20 protein-coding genes are annotated in these 15231 nt (G+C 58.6%); 14 read left to right on the top strand and 6 right to left on the bottom strand.

Annotated elements, in window-relative coordinates:
• The first annotated feature begins 5 nt into the window (after positions 1-5).
• Both ACYQ3S_RS06965 and ACYQ3S_RS06960 read left to right on the top strand, forming a co-directional pair.
• Positions 6-593 carry a sugar O-acetyltransferase gene (locus ACYQ3S_RS06965; RefSeq protein WP_459688096.1) on the top strand — a complete coding sequence of 196 codons (588 nt, stop codon included), beginning with the start codon at positions 6-8 and terminating at the stop codon, positions 591-593.
• Positions 594-659: 66 nt separating this feature from the next.
• The gene (locus ACYQ3S_RS06960) at positions 660-1850 is read left to right on the top strand and encodes a pyridoxal phosphate-dependent aminotransferase (protein WP_459688095.1); all 1191 of its coding nucleotides are present in this window, start codon (positions 660-662) and stop codon (positions 1848-1850) included.
• A 411-nt stretch (positions 1851-2261) separates the two neighbouring features.
• On the opposite strand, the gene ACYQ3S_RS06955 is transcribed toward ACYQ3S_RS06960, so the two are convergent.
• On the bottom strand, positions 2262-2435 hold the full coding sequence (locus ACYQ3S_RS06955; RefSeq protein WP_459688093.1) for a hypothetical protein: 174 nt from the start codon (positions 2433-2435) through the stop codon (positions 2262-2264).
• 120 nt (positions 2436-2555) lie between these two features.
• On the opposite strand from ACYQ3S_RS06955, the gene ACYQ3S_RS06950 reads away from it, so the two are divergent.
• From ACYQ3S_RS06950 to ACYQ3S_RS06930, 5 genes are all read left to right on the top strand, one after another.
• A complete protein-coding gene (locus ACYQ3S_RS06950; protein WP_459688092.1) occupies positions 2556-3488 on the top strand; it encodes a DMT family transporter in 933 nt (310 codons plus the stop codon).
• Between the two features lie 21 nt (positions 3489-3509).
• A complete protein-coding gene (locus tag ACYQ3S_RS06945; protein ID WP_459688091.1) occupies positions 3510-4886 on the top strand; it encodes an MBOAT family O-acyltransferase in 1377 nt (458 codons plus the stop codon).
• A 10-nt stretch (positions 4887-4896) separates the two neighbouring features.
• Entirely contained in the window at positions 4897-5976 is a 1080-nt protein-coding gene (locus tag ACYQ3S_RS06940) for an alginate O-acetyltransferase AlgX-related protein (RefSeq protein ID WP_459688089.1), read from the top strand.
• Positions 5977-6004: 28 nt separating this feature from the next.
• The gene (locus ACYQ3S_RS06935) at positions 6005-6595 is read left to right on the top strand and encodes a hypothetical protein (RefSeq protein ID WP_459688088.1); all 591 of its coding nucleotides are present in this window, start codon (positions 6005-6007) and stop codon (positions 6593-6595) included.
• Positions 6596-6723: 128 nt separating this feature from the next.
• Positions 6724-7221 carry a DUF6530 family protein gene (locus ACYQ3S_RS06930; RefSeq protein ID WP_459688087.1) on the top strand — a complete coding sequence of 166 codons (498 nt, stop codon included), beginning with the start codon at positions 6724-6726 and terminating at the stop codon, positions 7219-7221.
• 26 nt (positions 7222-7247) lie between these two features.
• Here the strand turns inward: ACYQ3S_RS06930 and ACYQ3S_RS06925 are convergent, their stop codons facing one another.
• Both ACYQ3S_RS06925 and ACYQ3S_RS06920 read right to left on the bottom strand, forming a co-directional pair.
• Complete coding sequence (locus ACYQ3S_RS06925; protein ID WP_459688085.1) at positions 7248-7814, bottom strand: sugar O-acetyltransferase; 567 nt, start codon at positions 7812-7814, stop codon at positions 7248-7250.
• A gap of 26 nt (positions 7815-7840) precedes the next feature.
• Positions 7841-8014, bottom strand: coding sequence for a DUF6472 family protein (locus ACYQ3S_RS06920; protein ID WP_459688084.1), 174 nt, complete (start codon positions 8012-8014; stop codon positions 7841-7843).
• A 127-nt stretch (positions 8015-8141) separates the two neighbouring features.
• On the opposite strand from ACYQ3S_RS06920, the gene ACYQ3S_RS06915 reads away from it, so the two are divergent.
• Both ACYQ3S_RS06915 and ACYQ3S_RS06910 read left to right on the top strand, forming a co-directional pair.
• A complete protein-coding gene (locus ACYQ3S_RS06915; RefSeq protein ID WP_459688082.1) occupies positions 8142-9035 on the top strand; it encodes a fumarylacetoacetate hydrolase family protein in 894 nt (297 codons plus the stop codon).
• 282 nt (positions 9036-9317) lie between these two features.
• Complete coding sequence (locus tag ACYQ3S_RS06910; RefSeq protein ID WP_459688081.1) at positions 9318-9794, top strand: ABC transporter substrate-binding protein; 477 nt, start codon at positions 9318-9320, stop codon at positions 9792-9794.
• Between the two features lie 67 nt (positions 9795-9861).
• Here ACYQ3S_RS06910 and ACYQ3S_RS06905 read toward each other — a convergent pair whose 3' ends face one another.
• The 3 genes from ACYQ3S_RS06905 to ACYQ3S_RS06895 all read right to left on the bottom strand — a co-directional run bounded on the left by ACYQ3S_RS06905 (position 9862) and on the right by ACYQ3S_RS06895 (position 12173).
• A complete protein-coding gene (locus ACYQ3S_RS06905) occupies positions 9862-10887 on the bottom strand; it encodes a zinc-dependent alcohol dehydrogenase family protein (RefSeq protein ID WP_459688079.1) in 1026 nt (341 codons plus the stop codon).
• Between the two features lie 250 nt (positions 10888-11137).
• A complete protein-coding gene (locus tag ACYQ3S_RS06900; protein ID WP_459688077.1) occupies positions 11138-11620 on the bottom strand; it encodes a flavodoxin in 483 nt (160 codons plus the stop codon).
• Between the two features lie 13 nt (positions 11621-11633).
• Positions 11634-12173: a flavodoxin family protein gene (locus ACYQ3S_RS06895; protein WP_459688075.1), complete on the bottom strand. Its 540-nt coding sequence runs from the start codon at positions 12171-12173 to the stop codon at positions 11634-11636.
• A gap of 98 nt (positions 12174-12271) precedes the next feature.
• Between ACYQ3S_RS06895 and ACYQ3S_RS06890 the strand changes: the two genes are divergently transcribed.
• The 5 genes from ACYQ3S_RS06890 (at position 12272) to ACYQ3S_RS06870 (ending at position 15230) form a co-directional block, all read left to right on the top strand.
• Positions 12272-12652, top strand: a complete 381-nt coding sequence (locus ACYQ3S_RS06890) for a hypothetical protein (RefSeq protein WP_459688074.1) — start codon at positions 12272-12274, stop codon at positions 12650-12652.
• Between the two features lie 148 nt (positions 12653-12800).
• Entirely contained in the window at positions 12801-13106 is a 306-nt protein-coding gene (locus ACYQ3S_RS06885) for a MerR family transcriptional regulator (protein WP_459688072.1), read from the top strand.
• A complete protein-coding gene (locus tag ACYQ3S_RS06880; RefSeq protein ID WP_459688070.1) occupies positions 13103-13960 on the top strand; it encodes an aldo/keto reductase in 858 nt (285 codons plus the stop codon). Before ACYQ3S_RS06885 ends, ACYQ3S_RS06880 begins: the two co-directional genes overlap by 4 nt.
• 19 nt (positions 13961-13979) lie before the next feature.
• On the top strand, positions 13980-14411 hold the full coding sequence (locus tag ACYQ3S_RS06875) for a cupin domain-containing protein (RefSeq protein WP_459688069.1): 432 nt from the start codon (positions 13980-13982) through the stop codon (positions 14409-14411).
• Between the two features lie 60 nt (positions 14412-14471).
• Positions 14472-15230 carry a carboxymuconolactone decarboxylase family protein gene (locus ACYQ3S_RS06870; protein WP_459688067.1) on the top strand — a complete coding sequence of 253 codons (759 nt, stop codon included), beginning with the start codon at positions 14472-14474 and terminating at the stop codon, positions 15228-15230.
• Position 15231 lies beyond the last annotated feature (1 nt).

The raw sequence follows: 15231 nt of genomic DNA, 5'->3' as shown, positions 1-15231 counted from the left end.
GAGCTATGAATATTTTAGACGTGATGACCGCGAACGAAGGCTACTGCGCGCGGCATACCGATACGCCGCTTGCGCTGCAGGACCGCGCCAAGCTGCTTTGCTGGCAGTACAACCAGACGCGGCCGGACGAGGGGGAGCGCCGTGCGGCGCTGCTGCGCGAGCTGTTCGGGGACTGCCATCCGCTGACGTTTATCGAACCGTCGTTCCGCTGCGATTATGGCTTTAATATCCATACCCACGGTTTGACCGTCATCAACTATAACTGTGTTATTTTAGACACCTCGCCCGTACACATCGGCGAAAATGCGTTTATTGCGCCCGGGGTCTGCATCGCCTGCGCGGGGCATGCGGTGGACGCGGCGCAGCGCGCGGCTGGTATCGGCACCTCGCGCCCCATCACGATCGGGCCGGACGTGTGGATCGGCGCGAACGCCACGATCTGCGGCGGTGTGACGATTGGCGCGGGCAGCGTGATCGGCGCGGGCAGCGTGGTGACGCGCGACGTACCGGCGGGCGTGGTTGCGGCGGGCAGTCCATGCCGTGTGCTGCGGCCGGTCACCGAGGCGGATCGGGTGGAACCGCTTCAACTGTGAGCGGCGCTTGCGTTTTGCTTTCGCACTGTGCTATAATAAACTTCATAAGAAAGGGGAGGTTTCCTGATGATCAATCAGAGCATGGCCGCGCTGGGCAACAACCGTTCGACCATCCGCGAGCTTTTTGAATATGGAAACAGCCGCGCCGCGGTCGTGGGGCGGGAAAACGTATTTGATTTTTCAATCGGCAACCCGAATGTACCTGCGCCCGACGCGGTGCGCCGGGCGATCCTGGAGGAGACGGCGGGGGATCCGGTCGCCTTGCATGGGTATACCTCCGCGCAGGGCGCGGCGGATGTGCGCAGGACGCTGGCCGACGACCTGAACCGCCGGTTTGGCACCGACTATACGGGCGACTGCCTGTATCTGACCGCGGGGGCGGCGGCGGCGCTGTCGTGCGCGTTCCAGGCGATTGCCTGCCCGGGGGATGAGTTTATCGTGATGGCGCCGTATTTTCCGGAATATAAAATGTTTATTGAAAGCGGCGCGGGGGCGAAATGTGTGGTCGTCCCGCCGTCTGTTCAGGATTTCCAGATCGATTTTGACGCGCTTGCGCAGGCGCTGCATGCGCGCACCAAAGCGGTCGTAATCAACTCGCCCAATAATCCGTCAGGCGCGGTGTATTCCGAGCAGACCATTCGGCGGCTGGCCGGCCTGCTGGCGGAAAAGGAGGAGCAATACGGACATCCGATCTATTTGGTGTCGGACGAGCCCTATCGGGAGATTATTTATGATGGGATCGAAGCGCCGTTCGTCCCGCGGTACTATGAGAATACGATCGTCTGCTATTCCTACTCCAAGTCGCTTTCCCTGCCGGGCGAGCGCATCGGCTATGTGCTGGTTCCGCCGCAGGCGGCGGACAGCGTCGACCTGTATGCGGCTGTATGCGGCGCGGGACGCGCACTGGGCTATGTGTGCGCGCCCAGTCTGTTCCAGCGTGTAGCGGCGCGCTGTGCGGGCCAGACAAGCGATATTACGGTCTACCAAACCAACCGCGATCTGCTTTATAACGGCCTTACGGAAATGGGCTACCGCTGTGTCAAGCCGCAGGGGGCGTTTTACCTGTTCCCGCAGACCCTGGAGCCGGATGACCGTGCGTTCTGCGAGCGGGCGAAGAAATATGACCTGCTGGTTGTGCCGGGGACGGATTTCGGCGCGCCGGGGCATATGCGTATCTCTTACTGCGTGCAGACCGAGACGATCCGCCGCGCGCTTCCGCTGTTCAAAAAACTGGCGGAAGAGTATGGATGCAAATGAGTTATGTAAATTCTACAATATAAAATTACTTGTATTGTGTAAAATGCGAATATTATTTGTATAATTAGCACAAAAATATGTTTTATATATTGTATATTATTCATAAAAACTGACGCTTGTTTTTTGCCGCCACTCCCTGTATGATAATAGCGGAGGCCGGAAGAGGGCCGCCGATATTGACAGGAGAGGAGTGACCCGCAGGATGAAATGCTTTTTTAATAATCTGGTAGCAGTCCGCACGATGGAACTGGATACCAACCGGATGAAGCCGGCTGCCCGTCAGGCGCGCCGCACTGCCAAGTAATCGCAATGAAAAATGGCAGTGAGACTGCCGGGGAGCTTGGAAATGAAAAGGAAAGACAGCAGGTAAAAGGCCTTCCGCATGGTTGACGGAAGGCCTTTTTTGTGCCGCTATCCGGAGCGTTTGCCGGCAGGAAGAAACTCCGTGCGGAGACGGAAAAATTCCGTGCGTTCGCCGCGCGTCGCCGGCCGGATTTGCTTTTTGCCGCAGTCAGGGCAGGCGGTTTCCCGCTGACTGCCGCAGAACAGATAGTGGCAGCACTTGGTTTGACAGGCATAAATCATAGCGCTCACCTCTCCTTGTGTATAGGATAGCAGTAAGACTGTCCCATAAAACTCCCTTGCTTGCGGGAACTTGAAAAGAATGCTATACTGTGCTTACGACAATGAGGAGGAAAGACAGAAATGACGGAACAAAAAGGTTCGCTGGTGCGTCAACTATACATGCCTGCAGTATTGTGTACCGCACTCTGGGGCAGCGCGGCGCCGTGCATCAAGGCTGGCTATGGATTGTTCGGCATTCAGACCGGTCAGTCGTTTTCCCAGCTTGTGTTTGCCGGCTGGCGGTTTGCGCTGGCGGGCCTGCTAGTGTTGCTGGTTGCGAAGTGCAAAAAGCACCGGATCATTCCGCGCAGGGAGGAATGGCAGCCGATCCTGTGGATCAGCCTGTTCCAGAGCATGATCCAATACACCTGCTATTATATCGGCCTGTCGATGACGACCGGACTGAAAGGTTCGGTGTTATCCGGCACGCAGACTTTTTTTGCGCTCATTTTTGCGCATCTGTTCCTGCAGAACGATAAGCTGAACCGGCAGAAGTCGATCGGCTGCCTGTGTGGTCTGGCGGGGGTGCTGGTGCTCGGCATGGGAGGCTTGAACGGCTTTAACCTGTCGGGGGACGGGCTGGTGCTGCTGTCCGCGGTTTCGTCGGGCGCGGGCGCGCTGGTGTCCCGCATGTTCACGCCCGGCCGCGACCCCATGCTGCTGACCGGCTGGCAGTTGTTCCTCGGCGGATTGGTGCTGTACGGTATCGGCGCTGCCGGCGGCGGCCGGCTGGGAACGGTCAGCCTGCCGGGCGTTTTGCTGCTAGGATATATGGTGGTGCTGTCCGCAGCTGCGTTTACGATCTGGACCGCCCTGCTGGGCAAATTCCCCATCGGCAAGGTCAGTCTGTTCGGGTTCCTGATTCCGGTGTTCGGCGCGCTGTTTTCGGCGGTTGTGCTGGCGGAGGATGTGTTTACGCTGCGCAATCTCGCGGCGCTGGCGCTGGTCAGCGGCGGCATTGCGATCGCAAACTATGTGCGGACGGATAAAACGGGCGCGGGGCAGGCAGAATAAAGAGAAAAAGGGATTTTCAACATGGTTTTTAGCTCGGCGGTCTTTTTGTTCATCTTTCTGCCCGTTGTATTTTTGCTCGACCGTCTGTTCCGCGGCACAAAAGCGAAAAACGCGCTTTTGCTGGCTGCAAGCCTGATTTTCTATGCGTTCGGACAACTGGGATATCTGCCGCTGCTGTTGTTGTCGGTCGCGCTCAATTACGGCTGCGGCCTGCTCGCTGCGGGAAAACGGCCGCGGTTAGGCGTGTGGCTCGCGGTCGTCGGCGGGATCGGCATGCTGGCGGTGTTCAAGTACGCGGACTTTTTGATCGGGACCGGTAACCGCCTGCTGGGGCTGTCCCTCCCGTTGACAGGGATTGCGCTGCCAATCGGGATTTCGTTTTTTACCTTCCAGGGGCTTTCCTATGTGATCGATGTGTATCGCGACCGGACGGCCGTCTCCCGATCCTTTGTGAAGGTTCTGCTCTATATTTCGTTTTTTCCGCAGCTGATCGCCGGTCCGATCGTCAAGTATCACGATATTGAAAAAGAGATCGACGAGCGCCGCACAACGCCGGAAGAGACCGCGCTCGGCATCCGGCGTTTTATTTGCGGCCTGGCCAAAAAGCTGCTGGTTGCCAACACCATGGGACGGATGGCGGACGCGGTGTTTGCCCTGCCGGCGGGGGAGATCGGCATGCTTGCCGCCTGGATGGGAGCGCTCTGCTATACGCTGCAGATCTATTTTGACTTTTCCGGCTACAGCGATATGGCGATCGGCATGGGCCGGATGTTCGGGTTTCACTTTCAGGAAAACTTTCAGTATCCGTATGCCGCTACCACAGTTAAGGAATTCTGGCGCCGGTGGCACATCTCGTTGTCCACCTGGTTCCGCGACTATTTGTATATCCCGCTGGGAGGGAATCGGAAAGGGCGGGGACGCACCTGGGCCAACCGTTTCCTCGTTTTTTTCGCGACAGGGTTGTGGCATGGCGCGAGCTGGAATTTCGTATTGTGGGGGCTGTGGCACGGCTGCTTTTCCGTGCTGGAGGACAGCGGCGCGCTGCCGGTCGGCCGGCTGCGCGGCAGGTTCCTCGGGCGAGTGTATACCCTGCTGGTCGTGGTGCTGGGCTTTACTCTGTTTCGTGCGGATACGCTGGGGCAGGCGGGCGCGATGCTCGCGGCCATGTTTACAGGAGCTGGCCTGGGCTGGGCGGGAACCGCAACTGTGTGCTCATTATTGGATCCGGCGTTCCTGTTGACCTTGGTTGTGGCGGTGTTTCTGTCGTTTCCGGCAGCAAAATGTATCAAAATGAAATGGGAAGCGCCGGCCTTTGCCGGGGCGATCGTATTGCTGGTGCTGTGCATGTTTGACCTTTCGGCGGGTACGTTCAACCCGTTCATCTATTTCCGCTTTTGAGGAGGCTGGCATGAAATACCGGATTTTTACAGCGGCGTTCCTGCTGCTCTGTCTGCTCCCGTCGGCCGGCATGCTGTTTTTGCCGCCAACCCAGGCGGCGGGGAATGAAAGGCTGGCGCCGGCGCCGCACCTGAAACGGGAGGATGGGAGCTGGAACGCGGAGTTCCTGAGCGACGTGACCGATTATGTGGCCGATCACTTTGCCTTGCGTCAGGAACTGGTGACCGCGAACGCGTTGCTGCGTACCGAACTGTTGGCCAGCTCTCCGGCGGAGGATGTCATTTATGGCAGCGACGGCTGGCTGTATTATGCACAGACGCTGGACGATTACCAGAACCATGCGACGCTGAGCGTGCAGGAGCTTGAACAGATCGCGCGGACCATTGCGGAGATGCAGGCGTTTTGTCAGGCGCGCGGCGCGCGGTTTTTGTTTACCATTGCGCCCAATAAGAATTCACTGTATCCCGCGCATATGCCTTCGCGCTATTTGGTGAGCGATTCCCAGGGAAATTATGAGCGGCTCCGGCCGCTGCTGGAAGAATACGGCGTGCAGTACGCCGATTTGTTTGCGTTTTTTGCAGAACAGGAGGAGGTCCTGTATTTGCGGACGGATTCCCACTGGAGCAATCGCGGCGCGGCGCTTGCGCATGATTTTTTGATGCAGTCGCTCGGCCTGCCGTATACCTGCTTTGGGCAGGCGGCGTACCGCACGGAAAACACTCATCGCGGCGACTTATATGACATGCTGTATCCCAAGGGGACCGTCCTGGAAGAGCAGCAGCAGTATCAAACGACGTTTTCCTATGTCAATGAGCCGCGCACAGCGGAGGATATTTTGATACAAACGACAAGCGGGAACGCACCAAACGGGCGTCTGCTGCTGTGCCGCGATTCGTTTGGCAACGCGCTGCACCCGTTCCTGGCCGAGGATTTTTCCGAAGCGGTCATCACACGGCAGATGCCGTACCCGTTGACGCAGGTGCAGGCAGGCGACACGGTGATTGTGGAGATTGTGGAGCGCAATTTACCCAACCTGCTCAAATACCCGCCCGATTTAGGGAACAACCAGGCGGCGGATTCCGTCGAATGAAATAAAGAAACCGTAGGAGGACCCTGACATGAAACAGAGAATAACAGCGATGCTTCTGGCGCTCGCCCTGTGCGGCAGCCTGGCAGCCTGTGGCAATGCGGAAGATACCGGCCGCGCGGAACAGCAGGAAGAGAACCAGACAGTGGATACCATGAAGCCGGACACAGATGCCCAGCCGGAGACGGAGCAGCAGGCGGACGAGGACAAGCCCGCTGCAGATGCGCCGCAGACAGAGGAAGCGCCGGAAAAGCAGCCGGCTGCGCCCAGCGGCGGCGCTTCGTCCGGCGGCGGAAGCAATATGTCTAATCCGCCGGCGGCCAGCGGAAGCGCGGGCGGAAGCACGCCGGCCACACCGCCGGCTTCGACCCCGTCTCCTGCGCCGCAGCCTAAGCCGGAGCCGGAGCCGGCGCCCGAGCCCTCCAAACCGACTGCCGCGCAGGCGTCGGGCTATGTAGGCTCGTCTGCTTCCGCATTGGAAAGCGCCCTCGGCTCGCCCAGCGCCAAGACCTATTCGCCGAGCTGCATGGGCGAGGGGGAAGACGGTATTTGGACCTATGACGGGTTCACGGTCTATACCTACCGCGAAAACGGTTCGGAAACCGTCGAGGCGGTACAGTAAAACAGTAAGCCCCGTTCCGTGGTATCCCACGGAACGGGGCTTTTGTAAAATGGTTGACAACGGTGGAGCGTGTGGATTATAATATAGATACTAAATTACTAATTTACTAAATATTAAGGGGGTACAATATGAAAATACCAACGACGCTGAAGCATAAGCCGGTCGTTACCGTGGAGAATTATGAAAATGTAGATGGCCGCGCGGCCTATCACAGCGATGCAAAGGGGCTGTCCCTTGGGCTGGCGCAGTGGAACGATCGCGGCCGTGTGGATATTTCGGCCAAGGTTTGGCGTTATACCGGGGAAAAATGGTCGCGCCAGTCCGAGGAACTCCCGCTGCACCGCGTACTCGATCTGGCCATCCTGATCTGCCGTACGCGCGGCTATTTTGCGGACGCCTACCGCTTTCCCAAGCTGTATGATGAAGCCGCGCCGCAGATTGATCGGATTGGTGTGCAGGGCGATGCGATGACCGTTTCGGTCTGCACAGAAAACCCCATGATAGACGAGGATATCAGGCTGTTCTCAGAAGCCCTTTCGCGTGATGATGAAATGCTTGCGGAGCGGCTCCATCTTCTGAGCAATCTGCTGCAGGAAATGGGATATGGGCGGCGCAGTCGGGAATAAAAAGAGGGGAATGAAAGCGACGGCTTTCATTCCCCTCTTTCCTGCAGGCTGCGCACCGGACGGCAGGGGTTGCCGACCGCCAGCACACCGGCAGGGATATCTCGATTAACGACGCTGCCCGCGCCGATTACCGTGTTATCGCCGATCGTCACGCCGGGGAGGACGCAGACGTTCCCGCCGATCCAGACGTTGCTGCCGACTCGGATGGGCTTGGCATATTCAAGCTCCGCGTTGCGCTGGGCGACGTCAAAGGGATGCGCCGCGGTATAAAAGCCGCAGTTGGGGGCGACAAAAACATGCTCGCCAAAAACGACGGGCGCGGCGTCCAGGATTACAAGGTTGTGGTTGGCATAGAAGTGTTCCCCCACATGGATATGAAAGCCGTAATCACAGAAAAAGGATGGCTCGATCAGGACGTGCGCGCCGCAGGAGCCGAGCAAACCGCGCAGCAGCGCGTCGCGCTGGTCGGCCGCAGAGGGCGGCAGGGAATTGTACTGGAAGCACTGCTCCTTGGCAGCGTTCCGCGCGGCAAGGAGCGCCGCCTCGCTGGGGTCATACAAAGCGCCGGAAATCATTTTTTCCCGCTCAGTCATATAGGGGTTCCTCCTGTTTTGATAGGCTAATTCTGGTGGCGTACCAGTTCGTAGTCGTCTCCGGAACGGTAATAGGGACAGGCGCGCCCTTCGCGCATGACATGGTAGAATTCATCCTCGTCCAGATACGCTTCGCAGATATATTCCTCCAGTTCATCGTCATACACGTTGTACGCGCAGTCGTCGCAGCGTCCGGTCATAGCAGCTCACCTCTTTTTTCTGTTAACAGGATATCATAAATGGGATAAAAGTTCAAATGGGTGCTTTTTATTTTGGGAGCGATATGCTATGATGGAACAGGAAAACTATTTGGGAGCGTGAATCTCTATGAAGCTGTATACCTATCAAAAAGACAACGACGGCGTTGACCGCATCGGCGTGGGCTGCACCGGCTGGCCGGGGCTGCTTTGGCCGGTCGAAGCGTTCGGCCTGTCGTTTGCGGATATGAACGACCTGATCCGGCGCGCAACACCGGCGCAGCTTTCCCGCATGGCGGATGCGGAACAGGCGACCGAGGGGGCGGCGGTGCGGCTGGACAGCGTGCGGCTGCGCGCGCCGATACCGCATCCGGAGCAGGACGTACTGTGCCTGGGCATCAATTATGCGGACCATGCGGTCGAATCGGCGCGGTTCCATGAGGATGCTTTTCTGGTCAACCGCAAAAAAGCGGTCTATTTCAGCAAGCGCACTTATGAGGCGACCGGCTGCGGCGACCCGATCCCCGCATATGAGGGGCTGGTGGACAGTCTGGACTACGAGGCCGAGCTGGGCGTCATCATCGGCAGGGACTGCAAAAACGTCAGCGAGGCGGAGGCCGCACAGTATATCTTCGGCTATACGGTAGTAAACGACGTATCCGCGCGCAACCTGCAGACCGCGCATAACCAGTGGTATTTCGGCAAGTCGCTGGACGGCTTCACGCCGATGGGGCCGTGCATCCTGACCGCGGACGAGGTGGCGTTCCCGCCCGCGCTGGCAATCTCCTCGACCGTCAACGGTGAGAAGCGGCAGAGCAGCAATACGGACCATCTGATCCACTCGGTCGCGGAGATCATCGCTGAGCTGACGCGCGGCATCACGCTGCGCGCGGGTACGATCATTGCCACCGGCACGCCGGCCGGCGTTGGCATGGGCTTCACGCCGCCGCAGTTTTTGAAGAAAGGCGACGTCGTCACCTGTGAGATCGAGGGCATCGGCGCGCTCACCAATACGGTGGAATAAAAACGGACATACACAAAGGGACCTTCCCAGGCGGGAAGGTCCCTTTTGCTTTGCGCCAAACGCCGGAAACCGCGGGGGGAATTTTGTGGAAAGCGGACAGGCAATAGAAAAAGCAGAGGCTTTTTAGCGGTTATGGCAAAGGAGAAACTGCTAAAACAGCAAAATATTTTGCTAAGCCGAAACGGATAAGAACAAATTGATAGAAATACCGACAATACGCTGTGGTGAAAAAGCAGGGGTTACGGTTCAATATAGACAGAACAAAAAAGGAGGCGGATGCGAATGCATCGAATAGCGACCTTTGTCGAAAAGCTGCCGGCGCACCCCAACGCGGAATATTATAAGGTCTACCCGCGTTCCGTGCGGCAGTACCCGGGCGGTACGGCGTTCATGGCGGCGGACGAGCAGGGCTGTGACAAGCTGTATTCCTGCGGGTACTCCATTCCGGATTCGCCCATTGAAGCGGTTATACCGGAGGAGCGGACCTTTTTGGAAAAATTTATCCAACGCTACGGCACAATGCCGGTGGCGGAAGCGGCCTACCGCGGCTACGACGCGATGATGCTGTTAGCGGAGGCGATGCGGCGCGCGGACACGCTGGAAAGCGAGGATATTCGGGACGCGCTGGTCAGTATAAAGGGGTATAAGGGAATTGGAGGGATTTTTGACTTCACAGATGGTTCGGGAGATGGTATCCGAACCGCGCGTCTGTTCCGTATAGTCAACGGAAAACCAGCCCTCTTCACGATACAGAAATAAATGCCTGTCAATCGCAAGGAATAAAAAACGCCCGCCGTAAATACGGCGGGCGAAGAGAAATCCGCGGCTACAGGCTGGGATCGATGATGAATTTGCCCAGGCTGCGCTCCTGCGGGCTGCCAAGGATGCCGGAAAGCCGGTCCAGTCCGCAGACGGCATGCACCATGCTGGTCACATCCAGACGGCCGGAATCGATCAGGTCAAGCGCGCGGCGCTGCGTATAGGGGTTAATATAGGACGCTTTGAGGACGATTTCCTTTTGGAAAACGGTAAAAGGCTTGACCGCAATCGTTTCGTCCGGCCTGGTCAGGCCGAACATCATTACGACCGCCTTGGGGCCGGCCAGTTCAATGGCCTGCTCGATGGTGGCCGGCCGGCCGACGCATTCGATAACCGTGGTCAGACGGGGCATGCCGTGCGCGGCGAGCGCTGCCGGCACGTCCTCGTGCAGCGGATCGATGCAGACATCCGCGCCGAGCGCTTTGCCGACCGCGCGTTTGCCCTCGACCGGCTCCAGCAGCGCGATACGCGACGCGCCCGCAAGCCTTGCCAGCTGCACCATAATCAGGCCGATCATCCCGCCGCCGATCACGGCGACATGGCTGCCGGGCCGGATCTCGCACATATCCATGCCGTGCAGGCAGCAGGCGACCGGTTCGGTCATTGCGCCCTGTTGGAACGAAGTGCCGTCTCCGAGCGGGTAAACCTGCTTTTCGTTGACCGCGCAGTATTCCGCGAAAGCGCCGTCCACGGTGGTGCCGTAGCCGGTCATGTGCGTACAGTAATGCGCCATGCCGTCGCGGCAGAATTCGCATGCCCCGCAGTAGTAATTGGGATCAACGCACACGCGGTCCCCCTTGCGGTAGCGCGTGACCGCGCTGCCGGTATCCGCGATAACGCCGGAGAATTCGTGACCCAGAATCGTGGGGGGATGGGTTTCGGCCGCGCCCTTGTCCCCTTCGAAAATATGCACATCCGTACCGCAGACGCCGCACGCCTTGACCTGGATCAGCACATCGTGCGCGCCGACGGCGGGGATGGGACGGTCCTCTATCCGGATATCATGCCTGCCGTAAAAAACTGCGCTTTTCATAACAGCTTCCTCCTCTGCAATCCGATTGTTTGGATGGTTCTATCCTTATGATACCAGCCCGCGCGGCGCAATACAATATGCAGCGCGCGGGTTTTCTGTTTTCCTGCTGGGAAACGCACGGTTCAATGCGCGGGACGCGGGCAGCCCCGTCCGCCGGCGGACACGAAAAGCGGGCGGCAGTCAAAAAAATACCGCGCGGATCAGCCGGTTCGGCCGACCCGCGCGGTGCCGGTTTGAGGGCAGCTTGTGGTTACAGGGCCAATCCCTCCACCCAGGCTTTCAGCTCGGACGCGGACAGCCGGCCGTTGAGCAGGCGCCCGTTGACGATTTTGGTATCAGCGGCCACGCTGCTTCGTAGGCTGTCCGCGGTCCGGCCAAGGCCGCTGCCGCCCGAGGTGGCAAACAGGACGATGGTCTTGCCCGAAAAATCGTAGCTTTCCAAAAAGCTGTTGATAATGGTGGGCGCGATATACCACCAGATAGGGAAGCCGACAAAAATAACGTCATACGCTTCGATGGGTGCGTCCGTGTCGGCAAGCGCCGGACGGAAGGCGCTGTCCTGCATTTCGACAGAGCTGCGGGAGCGCTTATTGGTCCAGTCCAGATCGGCGCGCGTATAAGGCACGGCGGGTTTGATCTCGTAAAGGTCCGCGCCAATCGCTCCGGCCAGCGACTCCGCGGCTTTCGCGGTCACGCCGCTGGCGGAAAAATAAGATACCAATGCTTTTTTCATGGTCAAGTCCTCCTCATTCAGTCAGTGATTTTCCAAGCGCATAGGCCAGCTTGGGGAAACGGCTGCTTTGGGTCATGGATACGGTGCCGCAGCCAGTACCCAGGAGCATGCCCTGGTCGTTGAAATGTAAATACCGGCACAAGGTTTGGTAATGGCCGGCAAGGTCCTGCATCGTCCAGTCGTTGCTGTCCCAGGCCGCCGCGATCAGTGCGGTTTTCAGATGTTTGGCCGCCAGCTCGCCGTTGAAGCTGTAAAAGCGGTCGATTGCTGTTTTAAGCTGGGCGGACATGCCGAAATAATAGAGCGGCGTGACAAATACCACCATATCGGAAGCAAGGATTCGGCGCTGCAGTTCCTCCATGCCGTCCTTCTGCACACAGGGGCCGGACATACCGCAGGCGTCGCAGCCCAGGCAGGGGCGAAGGTTCGCGCGCGCCACGTCAAAAACCTGTGTCTGGTGTCCGGCCTCTGTGGCGCCGCGTATGAATTCCGCGGCCAACAAATTGGAGGAGCCGTGCTTGTGAGGGCTGCTCTCCATCACTAAAATCTTCATGTTTCACACCTCCTCAGAGCAACAGGATAATTGTTGCAAGGGCGGCTTTGGCACCCTTACGACACTTTTATTATACCGCACCGCTGCAGAAATAGCGAATGCTTGTTTTCTATCGCCAGAAATACATTTGGAGCATGATCGCGCTTGCGGCCGCCTTGCGGCTGATCCTGCCCACGCAGGAATTGATGCAGCAAGCGATGCTCCACTGGTTCGGGCCGTATGCGGAACAGATACAGGTTGTGGCGAGTGGGAACCTGCCGTATAATCAGGCGCAGCTGGCCCGCAAAGGGCTTGGGCTTTACCTTGCGATCGAGCTGGACTGCGCTTACGAAGGGCTGCGAATGCTTTCGCTATCGCTGCCGCTGGAATCCAGCACGGTTCTGGCGTGGGAAAAAACGAAATCCTTTTCAGCGGCTACGGCGGCATTCCTTGGGTTTGCACAAAAATACATAAAACGCATATCTGACCATCCATTATAAGTATTAGACAGGGGCCGGCTTTGGCCTTACAATGTAGATGTCCGTTCAGGGCATCTACATTTTTTTATTTTGAGGGATGGGAAATGACAATCCTGGAAGCGAGCGAACGATATCAGATCCCCCTGGAAATCCTGCGGGAATATGAGCGGTGGGGCTGTGCGGGGCGGTCAAGCAGGTGATGGGCGAGTGGCAGTATGACGATCAGGACCTGGAACGGCTGAGCCTGATCCTGACCCTGCACGACATCGGCTTTACCTCAGAGGAGGTGGAGACGTACATGCGCCTGCTGCTGGAGCAAAGCGGAACGGGAAAGGCGCGGCTGCGGATGCTGGAGCAGAAGCGAAAGGCCGCGCTGGACGAGATTCATTTTCGGGAAAAGCAGGTGGCGCGCGTGGATGGCTTGCGGTACCGGCGTTTACAGGAGCAACAATCGACAGAGGAGGCAGAACGATGATTTTGAAAGAAACCTATACACTGGCCAACGGTGTGGCAATCCCCAAGCTGGGGCTGGGGACCTGGTTCATCCCCGACGAACAGGCAGCGGAAGCGGTAAAAGTGGCGACCGCCCTGGGTTACCGCCATATCGATACCGCGCAGGCTTACGGCAACGAGGCGGGCGTGGGCGAGGGCGTGTGCGCCTGCGGCCTGCCGCGGGAGCAGGTGTTCGTCACCAGCAAGGTGGCGGCCGAGGCGAAGGATTACGACAGCGCGGCGCGGTCGATCGATGAATCGCTTGCCAAAATGGGGCTGGACTATATCGATATGATGATTATTCACAGCCCGCAGCCTTGGGCGGATTTCCGCGGCGGGGACTATGCGGAGGGCAATCGGGCGGCCTGGTGCGCACTGGAGGATGCGTATGCGGCCGGCAAGGTAAGGGCGATCGGCGTATCCAATTTCCTGCCGGGCGATCTGGAAAATATCCTGTCGTCCTGCCGGATAAAGCCCATGGTCAACCAGATTTTGCTCCACATCAGCAACACCGATCGGGCGCTGCTGGACTACTGCAAAAACCGGGGGATATTGGTGGAAGCCTATTCGCCGATCGCCCACGGCGAGGCGCTCAAGAATGAACAGATTACCGCCATGGCGGCAAAGTACGGCGTATCCCCGGCGGCGCTGTGCATCCGCTATGTGCTTGAGCTGGGTACGGTCGCCCTGCCTAAGACAGCGGACCCCGCCCATATGAAAGAGAACGCGGCGGTGGATTTCCCGATCGACCCAGCGGATATGGAAACGCTGATGCGGCTCACCCCCATTGAGAGCTATGGGGAGTTCAGCTGCTTCCCCGTGTTCAGCGGTAAGTAAAAACAGGAGGGATATCATTATGAAAACCTTGGATCAGAATGCATTTGCAAAGCAGAATATGTTTGGCTTGGGCGCGGAGAATACCGCCTATGCCCAGTATTTTATCGGGCAGTCCTATCTTAACCCGCTGACACGGCCGGAAGACGGGATGTTCCTGGGCAACGTCACCTTTGAGCCGGGCTGCCGGAATAACTGGCACATCCACCACGCGCAAAAGGGCGGCGGTCAGATCCTGCTCTGCACGGCGGGCGAGGGCTGGTATCAGGAAGCGGGCAAGGCGGCGGTCAGCCTGACGCCCGGGACCGTAATTGTCATCCCGCCGGAGGTCAAGCACTGGCACGGGGCGAAAAGGGATGCGTGGTTCAGCCATATTGCGATCGAAGTACCCGGCGAGGGCTGCAGCAACGAATGGTGCGAGCCGGTGACGGACGAAGAATACGCCGGCCTGTAAAATGTTTGTTTGCGGCCCGCGGCGCCGGACCGGACGAAGCGAAAAGGAGAGCGATCGACGATGTCTCGAATAGAAAAAGCGGAACAAACGATAGCCAAACTGTATGGGGATACGGCCTGCGCGCTGCGGCAGACCGATCCGGAATTTGCCGCGATCAAGGAGCGGCTGATCTACGGCGAGATCTATGCCGAAGAACGGCTGGACGCCGGACTGCGCGAGCTGCTCATTCTGGTGGTGGCGGTCACAAACCAGACGATGCACGAGGTCAGGCGCCATGTCAAGGCGGCGCTTCGGTGCGGCGTACCCCCGCAGCAGATACGGGAGGCGGTCTACCAGTGCGCGCCATACATCGGCCTGGGGAAAACCGAAGCGGCGGTAGAGGCGGCCAGCGAAACGCTGGCTGACAGCGGCGTTTCACTGCCGCTGCCCAGCGGCTGCACGGTGGAGGAGGAAGGGCGGCTGGCGGCCGGCATCGCCGCGCAAAAAGCTATTTTCGGCGGCACCATCGACGCGATGCGCGCGGCCGCGCCGGACAACCAGAAAAATATACAGGATTATCTTTCCGCCTACTGCTTTGGCGACTTTTATACCCGCGAGGGGCTGGGGCTGCAGGAACGGGAGCTTTTGACCTTCGCCATCCTCTGCGCCCAGGGCGGGTGTGAGCCGCAGGTCAAAGCGCATGTGGGCGGCAACAACGCCGTGGGAAACGGCAAGGAAATCCTGCTGGGCGCATTGACGGTGTGCCTGCCGTATATCGGCTTCCCGCGCACGCTCAACGCGCTGGCCTGCGTCAATGCGGTTTTGCCGGAGGAGAAATAAG

This window comes from Agathobaculum sp. TL06 (assembly GCF_054658635.1).
Note: the sequence above shows the minus strand (reverse complement) of the source record. Positions and strands in the feature narration are given on the sequence as shown.